The 19,634-nt window shown below is 64.4% G+C and carries 15 protein-coding genes; 6 read left to right on the top strand and 9 right to left on the bottom strand.

Annotated features, from left to right (window positions below):
• Window positions 1-59: 59 nt before the first annotated feature.
• The 6 genes from BUA05_RS10730 to BUA05_RS10705 are packed head-to-tail and all read right to left on the bottom strand — an operon-like array spanning window position 60 to window position 5,549.
• Window positions 60-713, bottom strand: coding sequence for an MOSC domain-containing protein (locus BUA05_RS10730; protein ID WP_072674997.1), 654 nt, complete (start codon window positions 711-713; stop codon window positions 60-62).
• Window positions 710-1,306: a class I SAM-dependent methyltransferase gene (locus BUA05_RS10725; RefSeq protein ID WP_072674994.1), complete on the bottom strand. Its 597-nt coding sequence runs from the start codon at window positions 1,304-1,306 to the stop codon at window positions 710-712. The genes BUA05_RS10730 and BUA05_RS10725 overlap by 4 nt, the downstream gene beginning before the upstream one ends.
• On the bottom strand, window positions 1,303-2,559 hold the full coding sequence (rlmN, locus tag BUA05_RS10720; protein ID WP_072674992.1) for a dual-specificity RNA methyltransferase RlmN: 1,257 nt from the start codon (window positions 2,557-2,559) through the stop codon (window positions 1,303-1,305). The genes BUA05_RS10725 and rlmN overlap by 4 nt, the downstream gene beginning before the upstream one ends.
• A gap of 41 nt (window positions 2,560-2,600) precedes the next feature.
• Window positions 2,601-3,083: a hypothetical protein gene (locus BUA05_RS10715; protein WP_072674990.1), complete on the bottom strand. Its 483-nt coding sequence runs from the start codon at window positions 3,081-3,083 to the stop codon at window positions 2,601-2,603.
• On the bottom strand, window positions 3,076-3,558 hold the full coding sequence (gene greB / locus BUA05_RS10710) for a transcription elongation factor GreB (RefSeq protein WP_072674988.1): 483 nt from the start codon (window positions 3,556-3,558) through the stop codon (window positions 3,076-3,078). Before greB ends, BUA05_RS10715 begins: the two co-directional genes overlap by 8 nt.
• Window positions 3,559-3,569: 11 nt before the next feature.
• Window positions 3,570-5,549 (bottom strand): lytic transglycosylase domain-containing protein, encoded by a 1,980-nt coding sequence (locus BUA05_RS10705; protein WP_245790174.1) that lies wholly within the window; start codon window positions 5,547-5,549, stop codon window positions 3,570-3,572.
• Between the two features lie 99 nt (window positions 5,550-5,648).
• On the opposite strand from BUA05_RS10705, the gene dapA reads away from it, so the two are divergent.
• The 6 genes from dapA (at window position 5,649) to alaS (ending at window position 14,858) form a co-directional block, all read left to right on the top strand.
• Window positions 5,649-6,560: a 4-hydroxy-tetrahydrodipicolinate synthase gene (dapA, locus tag BUA05_RS10700; RefSeq protein WP_072674986.1), complete on the top strand. Its 912-nt coding sequence runs from the start codon at window positions 5,649-5,651 to the stop codon at window positions 6,558-6,560.
• A 336-nt stretch (window positions 6,561-6,896) separates the two neighbouring features.
• Window positions 6,897-7,379, top strand: coding sequence for an SsrA-binding protein SmpB (gene smpB / locus BUA05_RS10695; RefSeq protein WP_072675073.1), 483 nt, complete (start codon window positions 6,897-6,899; stop codon window positions 7,377-7,379).
• Window positions 7,380-7,590: 211 nt separating this feature from the next.
• A complete protein-coding gene (locus BUA05_RS10690) occupies window positions 7,591-8,145 on the top strand; it encodes a DUF2062 domain-containing protein (RefSeq protein ID WP_072674984.1) in 555 nt (184 codons plus the stop codon).
• Window positions 8,146-8,304: 159 nt separating this feature from the next.
• Window positions 8,305-10,746 (top strand): PAS domain-containing sensor histidine kinase, encoded by a 2,442-nt coding sequence (locus BUA05_RS10685; protein ID WP_072675072.1) that lies wholly within the window; start codon window positions 8,305-8,307, stop codon window positions 10,744-10,746.
• Window positions 10,747-10,873: 127 nt separating this feature from the next.
• Complete coding sequence (recA, locus tag BUA05_RS10680) at window positions 10,874-11,938, top strand: recombinase RecA (RefSeq protein ID WP_072674982.1); 1,065 nt, start codon at window positions 10,874-10,876, stop codon at window positions 11,936-11,938.
• A gap of 250 nt (window positions 11,939-12,188) precedes the next feature.
• Window positions 12,189-14,858 carry an alanine--tRNA ligase gene (gene alaS / locus BUA05_RS10675; RefSeq protein WP_072674980.1) on the top strand — a complete coding sequence of 890 codons (2,670 nt, stop codon included), beginning with the start codon at window positions 12,189-12,191 and terminating at the stop codon, window positions 14,856-14,858.
• A gap of 20 nt (window positions 14,859-14,878) precedes the next feature.
• Here the strand turns inward: alaS and BUA05_RS10670 are convergent, their stop codons facing one another.
• From BUA05_RS10670 to BUA05_RS10660, 3 genes are read right to left on the bottom strand one after another with little or no spacing between them, the layout of a single operon-like run.
• A complete protein-coding gene (locus BUA05_RS10670) occupies window positions 14,879-16,645 on the bottom strand; it encodes a cation:proton antiporter domain-containing protein (RefSeq protein ID WP_072674978.1) in 1,767 nt (588 codons plus the stop codon).
• A 31-nt stretch (window positions 16,646-16,676) separates the two neighbouring features.
• Window positions 16,677-18,317, bottom strand: a complete 1,641-nt coding sequence (locus BUA05_RS10665; protein ID WP_072674976.1) for a bifunctional GNAT family N-acetyltransferase/carbon-nitrogen hydrolase family protein — start codon at window positions 18,315-18,317, stop codon at window positions 16,677-16,679.
• A 19-nt stretch (window positions 18,318-18,336) separates the two neighbouring features.
• Window positions 18,337-19,560, bottom strand: a complete 1,224-nt coding sequence (locus BUA05_RS10660; RefSeq protein ID WP_072674974.1) for an NADP-dependent isocitrate dehydrogenase — start codon at window positions 19,558-19,560, stop codon at window positions 18,337-18,339.
• Window positions 19,561-19,634: the final 74 nt, after the last annotated feature.

The following is a 19,634-nucleotide window of genomic DNA, read 5'->3' as shown; positions in this document are numbered from 1 at the left end:
GGTTTGTTGGGAAACAGCAGGTTTTGTTCAGCTGAGGCTGGTCTGCGATGAACCGTGGCTCAGTTGCGATTGGCCGCCGCCTTGGCCCGCAATTTGGGGCTGAGCGTGGAAAGTTCGGCGAGATCGGCCAGTTCGCCAGCACTCGCTGTGCCCGCCATCAGCGCCCGAAACACCCGCGCGACGCTCCATTCAGCAGCGCCGATGGCGATTCGTTCGAGCCGGTCGCCTGCGGCCACTTCGCCGGGTTCGATCACGCGGAAATACCAGCCGCAGCGGCCCGTCCGGATGATGCTGGCAACCATGCCCTTGTGGCCGAAGCGGTGTTCGATCTTCCAGCAGGGCTGGCGCGGCTGGCTCACTTCGATCAGCGCGCCGCTTGTCTTGGGGCCAAGGCGGAAGCGGTCGCCGATATGGACCATGTCTTCGGTAAGGCCGTTCACAGCAAGGTTCGATCCGAAGCTGCCGGGTTCATCCAGCAGCGGAGAATCGCCGATGGCATCGCGCCAGAAGGCATGGTGATCGAGCGGATAGAGATGCAGCGCCATTTGTGCACCCCCATGCACCCGGCGGTCGGCCTGTTCATCGGGGGCAAGCCCATCTGCCAGCACCTGCACCGCGCCTTCGCGCGGGCGTTTGGTGATCGCGCTTGTCTCTGTGCCGTTGAAGGGGCGCGCGGTGCCGGTGCAGACGGCTTCGATGGTCCAGCGGGTCATGCCTTTTGCACCACAATGTCGATCCAGTCGCGATCAACATTGTCGAACCCGCCTGCGGTGTAATGATCGGTTTCAACCACCTGCCAGCGGCCAGCATCGGCATATTGTGCGGTCAGCCAATCGGCATCGGGAAAATTGTAGAACCGGCCAAGGCTGTCGCGCCCCTCATCCGCGCCCAGCTTGTAGCTGGCAAAGTGCCATCCGCCGGGGGTGAGCGCGCGGTGGATGCGGGCGAGCACGCCGGGCAGTTCGGCGCGGGGGCAGTGCAGCAGGCTGGCATGGGCCCAGACCGCGTCATATTCAGCCTCGGCCTCCAGCTCGTGGAACGCCATCACCCGTGCGCCCACGTTCCAGCGTTCATTGGCCTTGGCAACCATGGCCGGGGTGCCGTCGGTCGCATCAATGCGGAAGCCCCGCGCGGCCATCCGCGCGGAATCCTGCCCGCCGCCGCAGCCCAGTTCCAGCACCCGCGCACCCGGTGGCAGGCGATCGAGGAAGCCATCAAGCTGGTGGCTGTGGGCCTGACCGAATTTCAGCACATAATGCGGCGCGCGGGCCTGATAGAAGGCGATGGTGTCGCGATCCGCGCTCACGCAGGTTCAGCCGCCGCTGCCGCCTCGCGATCCCGCTGGGCGCGTGACTTTTTCTCCGCGGCAGTCTTCAACTGGCCGCAAGCCGCGTCAATATCGCGCCCGCGCGGGGTGCGGACGGGCGCGCTGATGCCGCCCTGAAACACGATTTCGGAAAAGGCGCGGATGCGGTCGGGCGCGGAACATTCGTAGCCGCTGCCGGGCCAGGGGTTGAACGGGATCAGATTGACCTTGGCCGGCAGGTTGTAGGCTTTCAGCAACCGCACCAGTTCGCGCGCGTCATCATCGCTGTCGTTCTTGCCGTGGATCATCACATATTCAAACGTGATGCGCCGGGCGTTGCTGGCTCCCGGATAATCGGCGCAGGCCTGAAGCAGGTCTTCGATGCCGTATTTCTTGTTGAGCGGCACCAATTCGTCACGCACATCCTTGCGCACGCCGTGCAAGCTGACCGCGAGGTTCACCCCGATTTCCTGCCCGCAGCGTTCCATCATCGGGACGACGCCACTGGTGGACAGCGTGATCCGGCGCTTGGACAGGGAAAGCCCATCGCCGTCCATCACCAGCACCAGCGCATCGCGCACATGATCGAAATTATACAGCGGCTCGCCCATGCCCATCATCACGATGTTGGTAAGCAACCGGCCATCGGCGGTGTAATGGCCCGCTTCGTCATCTTCGTCGATCGCGTCCGCCATGCTCGCCATCGAACCCTTGGGCCATTCGCCCAAGGCATCGCGCGCCAGCATCACCTGCCCGACGATTTCGCCCGGCGTCAGGTTGCGCACCAGCTTCATCGTGCCGGTGTGGCAGAAGGTGCAATTGAGCGTGCAGCCGACCTGCGATGAAACGCACAAGGTGCCGCGCGTCTCGTCGGGGATGAAGACCATCTCGTAATCATGGCCATCGGCGGTGCGCAGCAGCCATTTGCGGGTGCCATCGGTGCTGTGCTGCGCCTCGACAATCTCTGGCCGACCGATCACGAACCGTTCGCTCAGCCACGGACGCATCGGCTTGGCGATGTCGGTCATGGCTTCGAAATCGGTGACGCCGCGGTGGTAAAGCCAGTGGAACACCTGCTTGGCGCGCAGCTTGGCCTGCCTGTCATCAAGCCCTGCTTCGGCGAACAATTCGCGGATGCGTGCAGCGGAAAGGCCGATCAGGTCGATGCGGCCATCTTCGCGCGGCGTGATGTCGCGCACGGCGGGAACCGGGTCGCTGAGGCCCGGAATGGTCATGAGTGCGGTATCGGCCATGGGTGCGCGGGCATATAGTCGCGCTTGGGCGATTTGACCAGTCAGCGCCTTTGCGCACATCCCACGGTGGCCGCATCCATCGCCGTGGCCACCCCGGCAAGGGTGTAGCGGTCGGTGAAATTGCCGCCCTTGGCGCTGCGCGCTGCAACGCTCATGCGGCTGGCGGAACGCAGCGCGGCGATGATCGCGGCATCATCGCGCGCGTCCTGTGCCCACGCGTTGCGGCCCTTGGCGACGAGATCGAACCGGCGCCCGGCGATGGTCAGGCGCACGGCGGCCTTGTCGGCCACATCGCGCGACAGCACCAGATGCAGCTGGCCGCGCACCCGTTTGTCCGGCCATGTCGATATCGTGGCATAAGCCGGCGCGGGCGGGCGCCCCTGGGCCTTGGCGATGGCATAGCAGCGCTGCGGCTTGGCATCGCGGAAAGCGGCCCAGCTGTCATAGACGCCAAGGCTTTCGCGCGCGGCCAGCGGCGCGGCGAACGCAAGGGCAAGCGCGGCAAGGGCAAGATGTCTAGTCATAGGCAATTGCCAGCACTTCCCATTCCTTGCTGCCTGAAGGAAGCCTGACCACGCGCAAATCCCCGATTGCCGCCCCGCGCAGTGCCCGGGCGAGCGGGGAGTTCCAGCCGATCCGACCTGCGCCTGCATCCTGTTCATCATCGCCCACAAGGGTCACCGTCTGGCGGTTGTCATCCTCGTCGGCGATGTCCACGCTTGCACCGAAGAACACCCGGCTGCGGTCGATCTGGGCGGCAGGATCGACCACCCGCAGCGCCTTCATCCGCTTGATCAGGTGCGCCAGTTCGCGGTCGATCTCGCGCATTTTCTTGCGCCCGTACAGGTAATCGCCGTTTTCGCTGCGGTCGCCATTGCCCGCCGCCCAGCTGACGATTTCGACAATCGCCGGACGTTCCGTGCCGAGCAGCAGGTCATAGCGCGCCTTCAAGGCGGCCATGCCCGCGGGCGTGATCGGCGGCCCCTGCTTGATCGACATGGGAAGGCGGATCAGCGCAAGAAGGCGTTGATCGGACGCGGCAACCCGGCAGATTCGGGGTACATGTGCGAATAGGTCACCGCATTGCCGATCACCCGCATGATGTAATAGCGGGTTTCGAAATTGGCCGGGATCTTCTCCACCCATGTCACCCAGTCGATTTCGCCCCGGCGCGGATCGCCATTGAGCCGCAGCCACTGGTTCACCCGCCCCGGCCCGGCATTATAGGCCCCCACGGCCAGCGGATAGGCACCGCCATAATAGCGCATCATCCGTGCGAAATAGGCATCGCCGAGCTGGATATTATAGCTTGGTGAGCCGGTCAGGTCGGCAGAAAGATATTGCATCCCGAGCTTGCCCGCCTGTTCGCGCGCGGTGCCGGGCATCAGCTGCATCATCCCGCGCGCGCCGGCGTGGGAGACGCGGTTGCGGTCAAATTCGCTTTCCTGCCGGCTGATCGCGTGCACCATCGTCCAGTCGTTGACCACCGGGGTCGCGATGGTGGGAAAGCCGATCCGTTCAAACCCGGCAAGCCCGTGTTCGCCGGCCTTCATCCCGATCACCACGGCCATTTCATCAAGCCGGGTTTCGGCGGCGAGCTGGCCCGCCATGACGAGTTCTTCCGGGGTGTCGGCTTCTTCGCCCAGCGCCTCGAAGAAACGCCGTTCGGTGCGCCAGTCGCGGCGGCCCGTGGCCAGCGCGCGGATCGCCTGTACCAGCGGGTTGCGTTCAAATTCGGCGCGGGCATCGGCGCTGATCGCGACGTCGGGCAAGGGGTCGAATTGCGGCATCTGCTGCCCCAATGCGGCGATGGCAAGCTGGCCGTAATAATAATGCGGCCACTGCGAAGCGGCTTCGAAATAGGTGATTGCCGCCGCTTCGTCACCCGCTTGCCGCGCTGCCCGGCCTGCCCAGAAATAGCCCTTGGCCTTGGTCAGCGGGGTGCGCGCGGCATCGCCGTAACGCTGGAACAGCGGCGCGGCCGCCGCCCCGTCGCCAAGGCTCCACAGCGCCTTGGTCCCGCCCAGCCAGACCAGATCAGTGTAGCGATCGCGCAAGGTAAAGGACATCTGCGAAATATCGGTGCCCGGCGCGAACAGATCATCGACCCGCGCGGCGATCTGCGCCGCCTCTCGCGCGCCTGCACCTTTGGCCAGGGCAAGCATGTCGCCGACGAACTCCTCCGGCTCCTGTGCCGGACGGATAAATGGCGGGGCCGTGATCAACACCCGTGCCGCCTCGCCGTTCTGGCGGGCGGCGCGCAGGTAATTGACAAGATTGAAGACATAGCCCGGATCGGCCAGCGCGCCGGGGGGCACCGCGATGCCGCTTTCCGCAGGCCGGGTGCCGCGCAGCAGCGCCAGCCGGGCAAGCGCAAGCGGGCGATCCGCCTCGGCCAGATTGACCAGTTGCCGCGCCGCAGCCTCAGCCTTGCCCTGCCACAACAGCGCATCCATCCGCGCGGCGTGATCTTCCGGCGTGAACTGCCCGCCATACAGGCCGACAAGATACAATTCTGCCGGATCGCTCATGCTGCCGCCGCGCCATGCCTTGCGCGCCTCGGCAAAGGCTTGCGGCTGCTGCGCGCCTGCCAGCGCCAGCGCATGGCGCGCGCGGGCCGGGTTGGTGAGCGGCGGATGGGCGGCGAAATAGCGCAGCAGATCGGCCTGCGGCGGGGCTTCGGCGTCCAGCGTCTTTTCGGCCCGCAGGCGCAGGACTTCCCCGCGCGGAAAGGAAGGGTAGGCAAGCATGAAGCCGGCATAATCGGCAAAGGACAATTCGCGATTGGCGTGCAGCACTTCCCAGCGCGCTAGCGCCGCACCGGTCGCGCCCGGCTGACGCGCGACCAGATCGCTGGTCCCGGCGGGCTGCATATAGGTTTGGCCTGCGACCGGCCCTGCCACCGGCAAGGCTGCGCCGCCAAGCAGGACAAGCCCGACAAGGACAAGGCGACGGGTGTTTTGCATGCGCTGATGGACCATGCTGGACATAGTGCCGGTCGGCTCCTTAGTAGGCGCTTAACGAGGAACGGGCGGATTCCCTCATCCGCGCCGGTTTTGCAATCTAATGGTCATGACAGGACAAAAGCAATGTTCAGCGGCTCGATACCCGCTCTGGTGACTCCTTTTCGCGGCGGAGCGTTTGATGAACCCGCCTTCCGGCGGCTGGTCGACTGGCAGATCGACAATGGCAGCGCCGCGCTGGTGCCGTGCGGCACGACAGGCGAGGCATCAACCCTGTCCAATGCCGAACACCACCGCGTGATCGAGGTGTGCATCGAACAGGCGGCGGGGCGGGTGCCGGTGATCGCGGGCTGCGGATCGAATGATACCCGCAACGCCGCGCTGCACATGAATTTTGCGCGCAAGGCCGGGGCGGCGGCGGGGCTGTGCGTTGCCCCTTACTACAACCGCCCAAGCCAGGCCGGGCTGATCGCCCATTTCAGCTATCTCGCCGAAAATTGCGAGCTGCCGATCGTACTCTACAACGTGCCCAGCCGGACCGTGACCGATATCCTTGATGATACCGTGGTCGAACTGGTGACGCGCTATCCCGACCGGATCATCGCCATCAAGGACGCCAGCGGCGATCTGTCGCGGGTGGCCGATCATCGCATGGGGATCGGGCGCGAATTCTGCCAGTTGTCGGGCAATGATGAATTGTGGCTGCCGCATGCAGCGGCGGGCGGGCGCGGGTGCATTTCGGTGACCGCCAATGTCGCACCTGCGCTGTGCGCCGAATTCCACGAAGCGATTGCCGCCAATGAATTGCAGAAGGCGCGGCAATTGAACGACCGGCTGTTCCCGCTGCATTATGCGATGTTCTCCGATGCCAGCCCCGCACCGGTGAAATATGCGCTGAGCCGTGTACATGACTGGATCCAGCCCGAAGTGCGCCTGCCGCTGGTCGAATGTTCGGACGAAGCCCGGCGCGCGGTTGACGAGGCGCTGGTGTCGGCGGGGGTGCTCGCCGGAGAGCAGGCGGGGGTTCAGGCCGTTTAGGCCAAGCCCGCGAAGGCGGCGGCCTTTCCTACTTGCGGCGGGCCTGCCATGCCGGTGCGCGCCATGATTATCCGCCCCTCACTGATGTGTCCGTTTCTTGCCCATCCGTTTCTGGCACAAGGTCAGCCGGTGTCAGGGGCGGGTTTGGCCCGGCCGGATTTTCTGTCCCTGGACAGTGTCTCATGTGTCTCCAACACAAGCAGGCAGATCGGGCGTGGGGCGCGTTTCGCACCACCTTGCCGGCCTCCGCCAGTCTCGTTCGCGAACATGCTGGTAGCCACTCCGGTGATCCGGCCCTTCCATTCCAGCACCGCCGCGCCTACATCGCGTTCGCTCATGGCCCGTCCCAAACCCGTCACCTTCGACAAGCTCAAGACCGTCGCTGAAAACCGGCGGGCGCGGTTCGATTACTATATCGAGGACAAGTTCGAAGCCGGCCTCGCGCTGCAGGGCACCGAAGTGAAGGCGCTGCGCGCGGGCGAGGCGAGCATTGCCGAAAGCTATGCCGAAGTGAAGGACGGGCAGGTGTGGCTGATCAATGCCAACATCCCCGAATACAGCCACGGCAACCGTCTGAACCATGAACCGCGCCGCCCGCGCAAACTGCTGCTGCACGAACGCGAGATCGAGAAGCTGTTCGGCGCTGTCGAACGCAAGGGCATGACACTGGTGCCGCTGTCGGTCTATTTCAACAGCACAGGCCGCGCGAAGGTCGAACTCGCGCTCGCCAAGGGCAAGCAGACCCATGACAAGCGCGCCACCATCAAGGATCGCGACTGGAAACGCGACAAGGCCCGGTTGATGCGCGACAAGGGATGAGCGCGGGCGGTTGAAAAAATCTCGGATTCGGGTCGATTCACCTACTGGTCAGAAACGCCTTGCTACCCATATTGCCCTAGATGATGGCCATGCTGAACCCTGCCGATTCCTGCCTGCGTGCCGATGCGCTCGGGAGCCGGGGAAAGCTGCGCGCGTGACGCCGTCCGATCCCCGCAAGCCAAGTAACGCAAAACGCTCCAAAACCTGGGCGATGGATGTGCTGCGCAAATACATGCCCTCGCGTGAGGAGATGGCGAAGAACAAGTATCTCGCGCCGATCGGGCACCGCTTCCTGTCGCCTGAATTGTGGCGCTTCACCCGCCGGTCGGTGCCACGCGGCGTGGCGCTCGGGCTTTTTGCGGCCTTCATCATCCCGATCGGGCAGGTTTTTCTGGCCGCCTTTCTCGCGCTGCCTTCACGCGCCAATGTTCCGCTGGCTGCCGTTGTCACCTTCGTCACCAATCCCTTCACGCTGCCGTTCTGGCTGGTGGTTGCCAACAAGGTCGGCAATTTCACCTTGCAGATCGATGCCGATGGCCCGGCGCTGGCCAACAGCGCCATCGAGACCGGGGCATGGAGCAAGTTTGCGGAATTCTTTGAACTGGCCGGCACGACCGCTTTCGGCTTTGCCGTGATGGCGGTGATTGCCCCATCGGTGGGTTATCTGCTTTCGGGCTGGATCTGGCGCGCTGTGGTGGCCCGCAAACGCGCCAAACGGTTGAAGGTGATGGAAGCCCGGCTCGACCGGAGGCTCGGCTCGCAGTAGGGACAATTCGTAGCCCGGATCGCAATGATCGCGGGCCGGGATGCAGCAACGGGAACAAGGCGCTTGTCCAAGCCGAACAGCCGAGGTCTGAAACGCGCAGCCGCGCTGGGGGAACCGGCGGCGGACGCGGCCTATGCGCCGTCCTCTGCGTTGCTGCCGATGCTTGCAGGCGGGCTCGTGGTCAGCGCCGGGGTGCTCTATTTCGCAACGTCGAGCTGGCTGGTGGCGCTGGTCTTCACACTCGCGGTGGCGGTCCTGCTTTGCGGCGTAGTCGCGCTTGACCGCATCCGGGCTGCTCCGGTCGATGATGCGCTGGCATCGCCAGATTGGACAGTGACAGTCGCCGCGATCGAGCGCGAGAGCGAGGCAATCGCCATCACCGATCGCGCCAACCGGCTGGTGTGCGCCAACAGCCTGTTCATCGAAAGCTTCGGTGCCGCCGCCGCCCCGCCTGCGCTACCGTTTGAACGCGCGGGGCTGGAGGCGCTGACCCGGCTGGCGCGCGATGCCTGGCGCGAAGGGGCAGGCACGCTTGAATCGCTCGCGGCCCCGGATGGCGATCGCGACTGGCACATCACCGTGACCCGCGCCGGGCGCGGTGAGGATCATCTCGTCTGGCGGCTGCTTCCGCTTGTGCGTGCGAGCGGCGTCACCCTGGGTGCGCTGGATCTGGCCGGCCCGTTCGGCAAGATGCTCAGCCGCGCCGGGATCGAGACCGCGATCACCACGGCCGATGGCGTGATCCGCGTCGTCAGCGCCGGTTTTGCCGAGCGTGCCGCAGGCGATGAACGCGCCACGCTGGTCGGGCAGGATTTCGTGAGCTTCCTGCGAACCGACGAACGCGACCGCATCTTCTTCGCCCGCGAAGGGCGCGGCGGCACCCCGCAGACGCTGGTCGATGTGCCGCTGATCGATCCGGCGACGCAAGTTGCGCCCGCCGGGCCGGACGAGGCGACCTCACTGATGTTGCTGATCGACAGCGGTGTGGGGATCGGTTCTGGCTGGGACGGGGCCGCACAGGCCGGGGTCGCACAGCTCGATGCGCTGCTTGGGCAATTGCCGTTGGGTCTGGCCATGACCGACCGCGACGGACGCTTCCTGTTCGGCAACGAAGCCTTCCTGCGCGCGATCGGGCGCGAGGGGCGGGGCCTGCCGGCCTTCCCCACGGATCTGGTGGTGCGCGAGGACAAGGCTGCCCTGTCGGACGCGGTGCGGCGCCACGGACGCGGGCCGACCACCAGCGGCGATGTCGCGGTGCGGCTGGTCAATAGCCCGGAAGAGCCGGTCTCGCTCGGCCTTGCCGGGGTGCGCGGGCTGGGCGAGGCGGCGGTGCTGCTGAGCCTTGCGGATTCGAGCGAGGAAAATCAGCTCAAACGCCAGGTTGCTCAGGCCACCAAGATGCAGGCCGTCGGGCAGCTGGCGGGCGGCGTGGCGCATGATTTCAACAATGTGCTGACCGCAATCATCGGCACCTGCGACCTGATGTTGCTGCGCCATATTCCGGGCGATAGCGATTATGACGACATCCAGCAGATCCGGGCGAACTCCAACCGCGCCGCGGCGCTGACCCGGCAATTGCTGGCTTTCTCGCGCCAGCAGACCCTGCGGCCCGAGGTGATCCAGCTGCCCGATGTGGTGAGCGAGGTCAGCCCGCTGATCAAACGCCTGCTAGGCGAGAAAATCACCTATTACGTCCAGCATGATCGCAATCTTGGCCCGGTGCGCGCCGACCCGCAGCAATTGGAACAGGTGATCATGAACCTCGCGGTCAATGCCCGCGACGCGATACAGGGTAATGGCGGTCCATCGCGCGGGAACGGCACGGGGCGGATCTCGCTGTTCACCCGCCATCTGCGCGCGACCGAGGTGGTCAAGCTGGGTTCCGAAGTCCTGCCCGCTGCCGATTACACCGTGCTGATCGTGCAGGACACCGGCGGCGGCATCCCGCCCCACGTCCTGCCCAAGCTGTTCGAACCGTTCTTCACCACCAAGGAACAGGGCAAGGGCACCGGCCTCGGCCTGTCGACCGCCTACGGGATCGTCAAGCAATCGGGCGGGTTCATCTTTGCCGATAATATCGCAGACAAGGAAGGCCACCCGACCGGCGCACGCTTCACGGTCTATCTGCCGGTTCACCGCGGCGAGGTGCCCAGGAAGCGGGAGACGCGCACGCCGCTGGTTTCGTCCGAATGGTCTGCGGGCGGCAAGGTGCTGCTGGTCGAGGACGAGGACATGGTGCGCGCTGTCGCTGAACGGGCGCTGGCGCGGGCCGGCTACGAGGTTACCGCCTGCGCCAACGGCGAAGAAGGGCTGGTTGCCATCTCCGAGAAAGGCGACGGTTTCGATATTGTCGTGAGCGATGTGGTGATGCCGGGAATGGATGGCCCGGCCATGGTCCGCGCGATCCGCGCGCAGCTGCCAGGAATGCCGGTATTGTTCATGTCAGGCTATGCCGAGGAACAGCTGCGCCGCGACATCGACATCCCCGACATGCACTTCATCGCCAAGCCGTTCAGCGTGGCTTCGATCGGCGACAAGGTCGGCGCGGTGCTACGCCACGCACGGACCGAACAGGCGGAGGCCCGGGGCGGCGCCAAGTGACTGGCGCGGGTGTTGGAAATTTTTTCGTTCCCTACTTGTTCCATTGGAACAAATGCGATACATCGTAATCCAAGGACGGTCGTCGAAAACTGCCGATCGCCTCTAGGCAAGCGAAGGAGCGCGTGCGATGGCTACGTCATTGAAGTTGGTAGAGAAGGAAAAGGACGTGGACCGTCAGAAGGCGCTCGAAGCCGCGCTAGCCCAGATTGATCGGGCTTTCGGCAAGGGTTCGGCGATGAAGCTGGGCCAGAAGGAAGCGATGCAGGTCGAATCGATTTCGACCGGTTCGCTGGGCCTCGATATCGCGCTTGGCGTGGGCGGCCTGCCCAAAGGCCGCGTGATCGAGGTTTACGGGCCGGAAAGCTCGGGCAAGACCACGCTGGCGTTGCACGTCATCGCTGAAGCGCAAAAGATGGGCGGCACCGCTGCTTTCGTCGATGCCGAACATGCATTGGATCCGGTCTATGCCAAGAAGCTGGGCGTCGACATCGACGAACTGATCGTCTCGCAGCCCGATACCGGCGAACAGGCGCTTGAGATTGTCGATACGCTGGTGCGTTCTAACGCGATCGATGTGCTGGTGGTCGATTCGGTCGCAGCGCTGGTGCCGCGGGCGGAAATCGAAGGCGAGATGGGCGATTCGCACGTCGGCCTGCAAGCCCGCCTGATGAGCCAGAGCCTGCGCAAGCTGACCGGTTCGATCAACCGTTCGAAATGCATGGTGATCTTCATCAACCAGCTGCGCATGAAGATCGGCGTGATGTACGGCAACCCGGAAACCACCACCGGCGGCAACGCGCTCAAGTTCTACGCCTCGGTCCGGCTCGATATCCGCCGCACCGGGCAGATCAAGGATCGTGATGAGATCACCGGCAACGCGACCCGCGTGAAGGTGGTGAAGAACAAGGTCGCCCCGCCGTTCAAGCAGGTCGAATTCGACATCATGTATGGCGAGGGCATTTCCAAGATTGGCGAGATCATCGATCTTGGCGTCAAGGCCGGCCTGGTGGAAAAATCAGGGAGCTGGTTCTCCTATGATTCGATCCGGATCGGTCAGGGGCGCGAAAACGCCAAGACCTATCTCAAGGAAAATCCTGAAGTTTGCGACCGGTTGGAAGCTGCGATCCGCAGCCGCACCGACAAGGTCGCCGAGGAGATGATGACGGGGCCGGACGCGGACTCCGAAGACTGATCCTCAAGCGGGCGCGGCGGGAAGTCTCCCGCTCCCTGTCCCGGGGTGCCCGGAAAACCGGAAAGCCGGTGCAAGGTCTCTTCGCAGGGCCTCGCACCGGCTTTTCGTTGCCTGGCACCGTCTCCCACCGACGAAACCCGCCGACGCGGGGCGCACATGTGGGCCTGCGGCCACACTGCACCCATGCGATGAAGCGCCCCGCTGGCGCGCTCCATTGCCTTCGTCTCGCGCATTGCCTAACTGCACGGCCATGAGCTCTACCAATGAAGTCCGCCGGTCCTTTCTCGACTATTTCGGCAAGGCCGGTCACGCCATCACGCCGAGCGCACCGCTCGTGCCCTACAACGATCCGACGTTGATGTTCGTCAACGCCGGGATGGTGCCGTTCAAGAACGTCTTCACCGGGCTGGAAACCCCGCCCGCACCGCGCGCCACCTCCTCGCAGAAATGCGTGCGCGCGGGGGGCAAGCATAATGATCTCGACAATGTCGGCTATACCGCACGGCATCACACCTTCTTCGAGATGCTCGGCAACTTCTCCTTCGGCGACTACTTCAAGGAACAGGCGATCACCCACGCCTGGACCCTGCTGACCCGTGAATGGGGCATTCCCAAGGACAGGCTTACTGTCACGGTCTATCACACCGACGACGAAGCGCACGAGCTGTGGCGCAAGATCGCCGGCCTGCCGGACGAACGCATCATCCGGATTCCCACCAGCGACAATTTCTGGTCGATGGGCGATACCGGACCGTGCGGACCATGCTCGGAAATCTTCTACGACCACGGCGATCACATCTTCGGCGGCCCTCCGGGAAGCCCGGACGAGGACGGGGATCGCTTCGTCGAAATCTGGAACCTGGTGTTCATGCAGTATGAACAACAGGCCGATGGCACCCGCCGCAACCTGCCCAAGCCTTCGATCGACACCGGCATGGGGATCGAACGCATCGCCGCCGTGTTGCAGGGCGCGCATGACAATTACGATACCGATACCTTCAAGGCGCTGATCGCCGCATCGGAAGGCCTCACCAATGTTGCGGCGCAGGGCGAACAGGCCGCCAGCCACCGCGTGATTGCCGATCACCTGCGCTCCACCAGCTTCCTGATGGCTGACGGCGTGCTGCCATCGAACGAGGGGCGTGGTTATGTGCTGCGCCGGATCATGCGCCGCGCGATGCGCCACGCGCACCTGCTCGGCGCGTCAGAACCGCTGATGCATCGGCTTGTCCCCGCGCTGGTCACGGAAATGGGCCAGGCCTATCCCGAGCTCTTGCGCGGTCAGGCGCTGATCGAAGAGGTGCTCGAACGCGAGGAAACCCAGTTCCGTCGCACCCTCGACAAGGGCCTGAAACTGCTTGACGAGGCAACCGGCGATCTGGGCGCTGGCGGCGAACTCGACGGCGAAATCGCCTTCCGCCTCTACGACACTTTTGGCTTCCCCTATGACCTCACCGAAGATGCGTTGCGCGCGCGCGGGATCGGCGTCGACCGCGCCGGATTCGACACCGCAATGGCGCGTCAGAAGGCTGCCGCGCGCGCTGCGTGGAAGGGATCGGGCGAGGCAGCCTCGGGTGAGGTCTGGTTCGACATTGCCGAGCGCGAAGGCGCCAGTGAATTCACCGGCTATGCCTCGACCTCGGGCGAGGGCCGGGTGGTCGCGATCGTCAAGTCCGGGGCCGAAACGGAACGCGCAGGCGCTGGTGATGACGTGGTGATCCTCACCAACCAGACCCCGTTCTACGGCGAAAGCGGCGGCCAGACCGGTGACAGCGGCACCATCGCCAGCGTCGCGGGGCTCAAGGCGACTGTCACCGACACATCCAAGCCGCTCGGCCGCTTGCACGCGCATCAGGTGCATATTGACGCGGGCGAAGTGGCGGTTGGCGACACGGTTGAACTCAAGGTCGATGCCGAACGCCGCGACCGGATCCGCGCCAACCATTCCGCCACCCACCTTGTCCATGCCGCGCTGCGCAATCGGCTCGGCGGGCACGTGACCCAGAAGGGCTCTCTGGTCGCCGATGACCGCTTGCGCTTCGATTTCTCGCACCCGGTCGCCCTTACGCCAGAGGACATTGCCGCCATCGAAGCCGAAGTGAACGCTGAAATCCGCGCCAACGAAGCGGTCGGCACGCGGTTGATGAGCCCCGATGACGCGGTCGAGGCCGGCGCGCTGGCTCTGTTCGGCGAGAAATATGGCGATGAGGTGCGGGTGTTGTCGATGGGCCGCGCGGGGCATGAAGGGCGCAATTATTCGGTCGAACTGTGCGGCGGCACCCATGTGCGCGCCACCGGCGATATCGGGGTGTTCCGGATCGTGTCGGAAAGCGCGGTTTCTTCTGGCGTGCGCCGGATCGAGGCGCTGACCGGCGAAGCGGCCCGGGCATGGCTGGTCGCGCGCGAAGACGCGCTGAAGGCTGCGGCAGGCGTGATCCGCGCGACGCCGGAGGAAGTGCCTGCCCGGATCACGGCCTTGATGGAGGAGCGCAAGCGGCTCGAAAAGGAACTGGCCGAGGCGAAAAAGGCGCTGGCTTTGGGCGGCGGCGGTTCGGGCGGCCCGGCAGCTTCGACGGACGAGGAGATCGCCGGGGTCGCCTTCAGCGGGCAGGTGCTCGAAGGGCTCGATCCCAGGGAATTGCGCCCCTTGCTCGATGCGACAAAGCAGCGGCTCGGATCGGGCGTGGCGGCGGTGATCGCGGTCAATGACGGCAAGGCCAGCATTGCGGCCGCCGTGACCGATGATCTGACGGCTCGGTTCAGCGCGGTCGATCTGGTGCGCGCGGGCGTGGAAGCGCTGGGCGGCAAGGGCGGCGGCGGGCGGCCTGACATGGCGCAAGGCGGCGGACCGGACGGGGCCAAGGCGGCAGAGGCTCTGGCGGCGGTGAAGGCTGTGCTCGCTGCCCAGCCAGCGGCCTGATCCGGCGCGCCGGGGCGGGTTCATGCCTCGGCGTTGGTGGTCCGCAGCTTGGGCTTTTCGCTAAGCCCGCCTTCGCGCTCCAGTTGTTCGCGGAACTCGTCGCGCTTGGCGTGGATCGATGCGATCACCGGGCCCATGGCGATGCCGATATCGACCAGCACCGCTTCGGATAGCTGGAGCGAACTTTCCAGCGTTTCCGGCACGGCATGGCTGGCCCCGGCGCGATAAAGCTCGGCAGCGTGATCCGTGTCGCGCGCGCGGGCCACGATCAGCAGATCGGGGTGTTCGCTGCGCAGTTTGCTGACCAGCCGCTGTGCCAGCACCGGTTCGTCCATGGTCAGCACGACTGCGGGCGCGTTCCCGGCCCCCAGTTTGGCCAGCGCGTCGCCGCGCGCAGCATCGCCGAACACTGCGCGATAGCCTTCGCGCTGCACCCGCGCGATCAGGTCGGGATCGGAATCGAGCATCACATAGGCCTGATCATGGCTATCCAACATGTCGGCCACCAGACGGCCAACGCGTCCGCCGCCAACGATGATGGTGCGGGCCTGATCGCTGAAATCCTCGCTTGCCACCTGCGGCGCGCCGTCGACCCTGCGGGCGATCACCTGTCCCAGCTTGGCCAGCAGCGGGGTGATGGTCAGGCCGATCGCGGTCACCGTCTGCCAGAACTGCGCCGTTTCGAAATCGACCACCATTGCCGCGGTTGCCGCCGAAAGCACGATCAGGGTGGTTTCGCTGGGCGAGGCCATCATTACACCGGTTTCGGTCGCGGTGCTGCGCCGCGCACCCATCAGCCGCAGCAGGATGCCGGTGACCAGCGCCTTGAACACCAGCACGCCCACCACTGCCAGCGCCAGCGCGCCGGGATTGGCGGTGATCGCGACCAGATCGATGCTCATGCCGATGGTGATCAGGAACACGCCCAATGCGAGGCCCTTGAACGGTTCCATGATCACTTCGACCTCGGTGTGATATTCGGTCTCGGCAATCAGCAGCCCGGCGATCAGCGCGCCCACGATTGGCGACAGGCCGACTGCGCCGGTGGCAAGGCTGGCGCCGATCACCACCAGCAGCGAGGCGGCAAGGAACAATTCGGGGTTCTTGGTGCGTGCTGCCTGCGCGAACAGGCGCGGAAGCGCGAACCGCCCCACCACCAGCAATATCGCGATCACCAGCCCGCCCTGCCACAGCGTATCGGCAAGGCCCGCCCAGCCATCGCCTTGCGCCTTGGGAGCGAGCGCGCCGAGGATGAAGATGATCGGCACGATCATGATGTCCTCGAACAGCAGCATGGAAAGCGCCGCGCGCCCGACCGGGGTACGCGTGCCGGAAATCGGCAGCACGATCGCGGTCGATGAAAAGGCCAGCGCAAACCCCAGCGCCAGCGCACCGGTCCAGTCGAGCATGCCTGTCAGCCCGAGGAAGCCAGCCAGCGAGGAGCCGATAATCAGCAGTTCCAGCGCGCCCAGCCCGAACACCAGCCGGCGCAATTGCCACAATCGGTTGAACGACAGTTCCAGCCCGATCGCGAACAGCAGCAGGATGATGCCGAATTCGGCAAATGGCTCCAGCACCTCGGGATCGGTGATGGTGATGTGGGTGAGCCAGGGTATTCGTTCGACCAGCGAACCCAGCCCATAGGGGCCAACCAGCACACCGATCAGGATGAAGCCGATGATCGGTGTGATGCGGAAGCGGGCGAAGACCGGAATCACGATCCCCGCTGCGCCGAGAATCACCAGCGCATCGGACAGGATCGGAGAAAAGGTGAGTTCGCCAGCCACCTTGCGGGCTTAGCGCGGCCCTATGGTCCTGTCATCCACCACCTGCCGATGGCGGCCCCAGCGGACGGGATATCCCGGTTACGCGTTCTTCGCCCAGCGGGTCCTTGATGTTGCCGACCCGCTTGTCCCACTCGATCCGGTAGAGATCAAACCGGCGGTCGGCGAGGTTCTGCACCGTGCCTTCGGCCCGCGCCCATGACAGATCGGCAAGGTTGACGTCGCTGATCGTCAGCGTTTCGACATTCTCGGACGCTTCGGCGGCGATGCCATCCCGCGCGAAGGGGAAATCGCAAGGGGTGAGGATGCAGCTTTGCGCGTACTGGATGTCCATATTGGCGACATTGGGCAGGTTGCCGACATTGCCGCTGAGCACCACGAAGCACTGGTTTTCAATCGCGCGCGCCTGCGAACAGTACCGCACCCGCATATAGCCTTGGCGGCTATCGGTGCAGAACGGGACGAAGATGATCCGCGCGCCTTCATCCACCAGCCGCCGGGCAAGTTCGGGAAATTCGCTGTCATAGCAGATCAGCACGCCGATCGGGCCGCAGTCTGTGGGAATGGCATCAATGGAATCGCCGCCCTTGATGTTCCACCAATAGGCCTCGTTGGGGGTGGGGTGGATCTTCTCCTGCGCGTGGATCGATCCGTCGCGCAGGCACACATAGGCGACATTGTGGATGTCCCCGTCGGCCATGCGGGTGGGGTGTGATCCGCCGATGATGTTGATGTTATAGGCCAGCGCCATTTCCGACAGCCGCTGGCGGATGCGCGGGGTGTAGTTGCTGAGCGTTTCGATGGCTTCGAGCGGGGTCAGCTCGGATGGTTCGGCCGAGAGCAGCATCACCGTGAACATTTCCGGAAAGACGATGAAGTCCGCTTCATAATCCGCGGCAACATCGACGAAATATTCGATCTGCTTCATGAATTCATCGAAGCCGGAAACTGCGCGCGCCTGCAATTGGCAGGTGGCGATGCGGACGCTTTCGACATCGCGTGGCAGGCGGTGCTTGGGCGGGGCGTCGCTGTCGACATAGGGATTGCGCCAGATCATCCGCACCGCGTTGCCGCGGCTGGCCTTGTCTTCCGGCAGATATTTGGGGAGGATGCCCTGCGGCTCGAACCCGTTGGCGAGTTGAAAGCGCAGGACCGGATCGTGGATGCGGTTCTCGATCACCTGTTCGAGATAATCCTGCGGCGTTTCGGCGCGATTGGTCTTGCGGCGTTTCGCCCGGGCGTAGCCGGGCATGCGTCCGCCAAACACGATCCCGGTGAGATCCAGCCGTTCAGCCAGCGCGCGGCGTTCCTCGTAAAGGCGGCGCCCCAACCGGGTGCCGCGCACGCTCGGATCAACGCACATCTCGTAGCCGTAGAGCCAGTCGCCGGTGGGATCGTGGCGGCTGCCAAATCCGTTGCCGGTCACCTCGTCCCAGGTGTGGTTTGACAGCGCCACGCGCTCGTCCAGCCGCATCGAGGCGCAATACCCAACCACTTCGCCATCCAGCTTGGCGACGAAGCAACCTTCGGGATAGTTGTTGATCTGCCCGCGGATTTCGCCCTGGGTATAGGCAGGCAGATCATCATAGGCGCGGCGGACGAGTTCTCCGATCGCCCGCACGTCCTTGAGCTTGGCCTGGCGTATTTCCAGCCGCGCTTTCGATCTGCTTGCCATATAACTCCCTGGCCGGACCTTACGCCCAGCTGGCCATTTCCTTTTCGAGGTTCTGCACGATGGTCTCGAAGAATTGTTCCGTCGTCTGCCAATCCTGACCCGGCCCGATCAGCAGCGCCAGATCCTTGGTCATGTGGCCCTTTTCCACCGTGGCGATGCAGACGCGTTCGAGCGTTTCGGCAAACTTCACCACATCGGGCGTGTTGTCGAAGCGGCCGCGATACATCAGTCCGCGGGTCCACGCGAAGATCGAGGCGATCGGGTTGGTGCTGGTCGCCTTGCCCTGCTGGTGCTGGCGATAATGGCGGGTGACGGTGCCATGCGCGGCTTCGGCTTCGACAGTCTTGCCATCGGGGGTCATCAGCACCGAAGTCATCAGGCCGAGCGAACCGAAGCCCTGCGCCACGGTGTCGGACTGTACATCGCCGTCATAGTTCTTGCAGGCCCAGACGAACTTGCCCGACCACTTGAGCGCGCTTGCGACCATGTCGTCGATCAGGCGGTGTTCGTAGACGATCCCGGCGGCCTTGAACTTTTCGGCAAAGCCTTCGCTGTCGAACACCTCCTGAAACAGGTCCTTGAAGCGCCCGTCATAGGCTTTCATGATGGTGTTCTTGGTCGACAGGTAAACCGGCCAGCCGAGGTTGAGGCCGTAATTGAAGCTGGAACGCGCAAAGTCGCGGATCGAATCGTCAAGGTTGTACATCGCCATGGCGACGCCCGCGCTGGGGAAGTCGAACACGTCGAGATCGAGCTTGGTGCCATCATCGCCGTCGAACACCAGCCGCAGCTTGCCCGGGCCGGGGATCAGCGTGTCGGTGGCGCGGTACTGATCGCCAAAGGCATGGCGGCCAACCACGATCGGATCGGTCCAGCCTGGCACCAGCCGCGGCACGTTGTCGATCACGATCGGTTCGCGGAACACCACGCCGCCAAGGATGTTGCGGATTGTGCCGTTGGGGCTCTTCCACATCTTCTTGAGGCTGAATTCCTCCACCCGCTGTTCATCCGGGGTGATGGTCGCGCACTTCACGCCGACGCCATGTTCCTTGATGGCATTGGCGGAATCGATGGTAACCTGATCGTCGGTCGCGTCGCGGTTCTCGATCGAAAGGTCGTAGTAGCGCAGGTCAATGTCGAGATAGGGCAGGATCAGCTGCTCGCGGATCCACTGCCAGATGATCCTGGTCATCTCGTCGCCATCGAGTTCGACGACCGGGTTTGCCACCTTGATTTTCTGCATTGCTGTTAAGCCCCATTCTCATCGCCCGTCCGCGGGCAGCCTGTGAGTGAACAGGATGTCGTGAAAGATCCCGC

It is taken from the genome of Erythrobacter sanguineus (assembly GCF_900143235.1).
In the GTDB taxonomy this organism is placed as follows: domain Bacteria; phylum Pseudomonadota; class Alphaproteobacteria; order Sphingomonadales; family Sphingomonadaceae; genus Erythrobacter; species Erythrobacter sanguineus.
Note: the sequence above shows the minus strand (reverse complement) of the source record. Positions and strands in the feature narration are given on the sequence as shown.

What these genes read in the sequence shown, in the direction of transcription:
- BUA05_RS10730 (WP_072674997.1), bottom strand. Translation starts at nt 713, where the DNA reads ATGACCCGCTGGACCATCGAAGCCGTCTGCACCGGCACCGCGCGCCCC.
- rlmN (WP_072674992.1), bottom strand. Translation starts at nt 2,559, where the DNA reads ATGGCCGATACCGCACTCATGACCATTCCGGGCCTCAGCGACCCGGTT.
- BUA05_RS10715 (WP_072674990.1), bottom strand. Translation starts at nt 3,083, where the DNA reads ATGACTAGACATCTTGCCCTTGCCGCGCTTGCCCTTGCGTTCGCCGCG.
- greB (WP_072674988.1), bottom strand. Translation starts at nt 3,558, where the DNA reads ATGTCGATCAAGCAGGGGCCGCCGATCACGCCCGCGGGCATGGCCGCC.
- BUA05_RS10705 (WP_245790174.1), bottom strand. Translation starts at nt 5,549, where the DNA reads ATGTCCAGCATGGTCCATCAGCGCATGCAAAACACCCGTCGCCTTGTC.
- dapA (WP_072674986.1), top strand. Translation starts at nt 5,649, where the DNA reads ATGTTCAGCGGCTCGATACCCGCTCTGGTGACTCCTTTTCGCGGCGGA.
- smpB (WP_072675073.1), top strand. Translation starts at nt 6,897, where the DNA reads ATGGCCCGTCCCAAACCCGTCACCTTCGACAAGCTCAAGACCGTCGCT.
- BUA05_RS10690 (WP_072674984.1), top strand. Translation starts at nt 7,591, where the DNA reads ATGGATGTGCTGCGCAAATACATGCCCTCGCGTGAGGAGATGGCGAAG.
- BUA05_RS10685 (WP_072675072.1), top strand. Translation starts at nt 8,305, where the DNA reads ATGCTTGCAGGCGGGCTCGTGGTCAGCGCCGGGGTGCTCTATTTCGCA.
- recA (WP_072674982.1), top strand. Translation starts at nt 10,874, where the DNA reads ATGGCTACGTCATTGAAGTTGGTAGAGAAGGAAAAGGACGTGGACCGT.
- alaS (WP_072674980.1), top strand. Translation starts at nt 12,189, where the DNA reads ATGAGCTCTACCAATGAAGTCCGCCGGTCCTTTCTCGACTATTTCGGC.
- BUA05_RS10665 (WP_072674976.1), bottom strand. Translation starts at nt 18,317, where the DNA reads ATGGCAAGCAGATCGAAAGCGCGGCTGGAAATACGCCAGGCCAAGCTC.
- BUA05_RS10660 (WP_072674974.1), bottom strand. Translation starts at nt 19,560, where the DNA reads ATGCAGAAAATCAAGGTGGCAAACCCGGTCGTCGAACTCGATGGCGAC.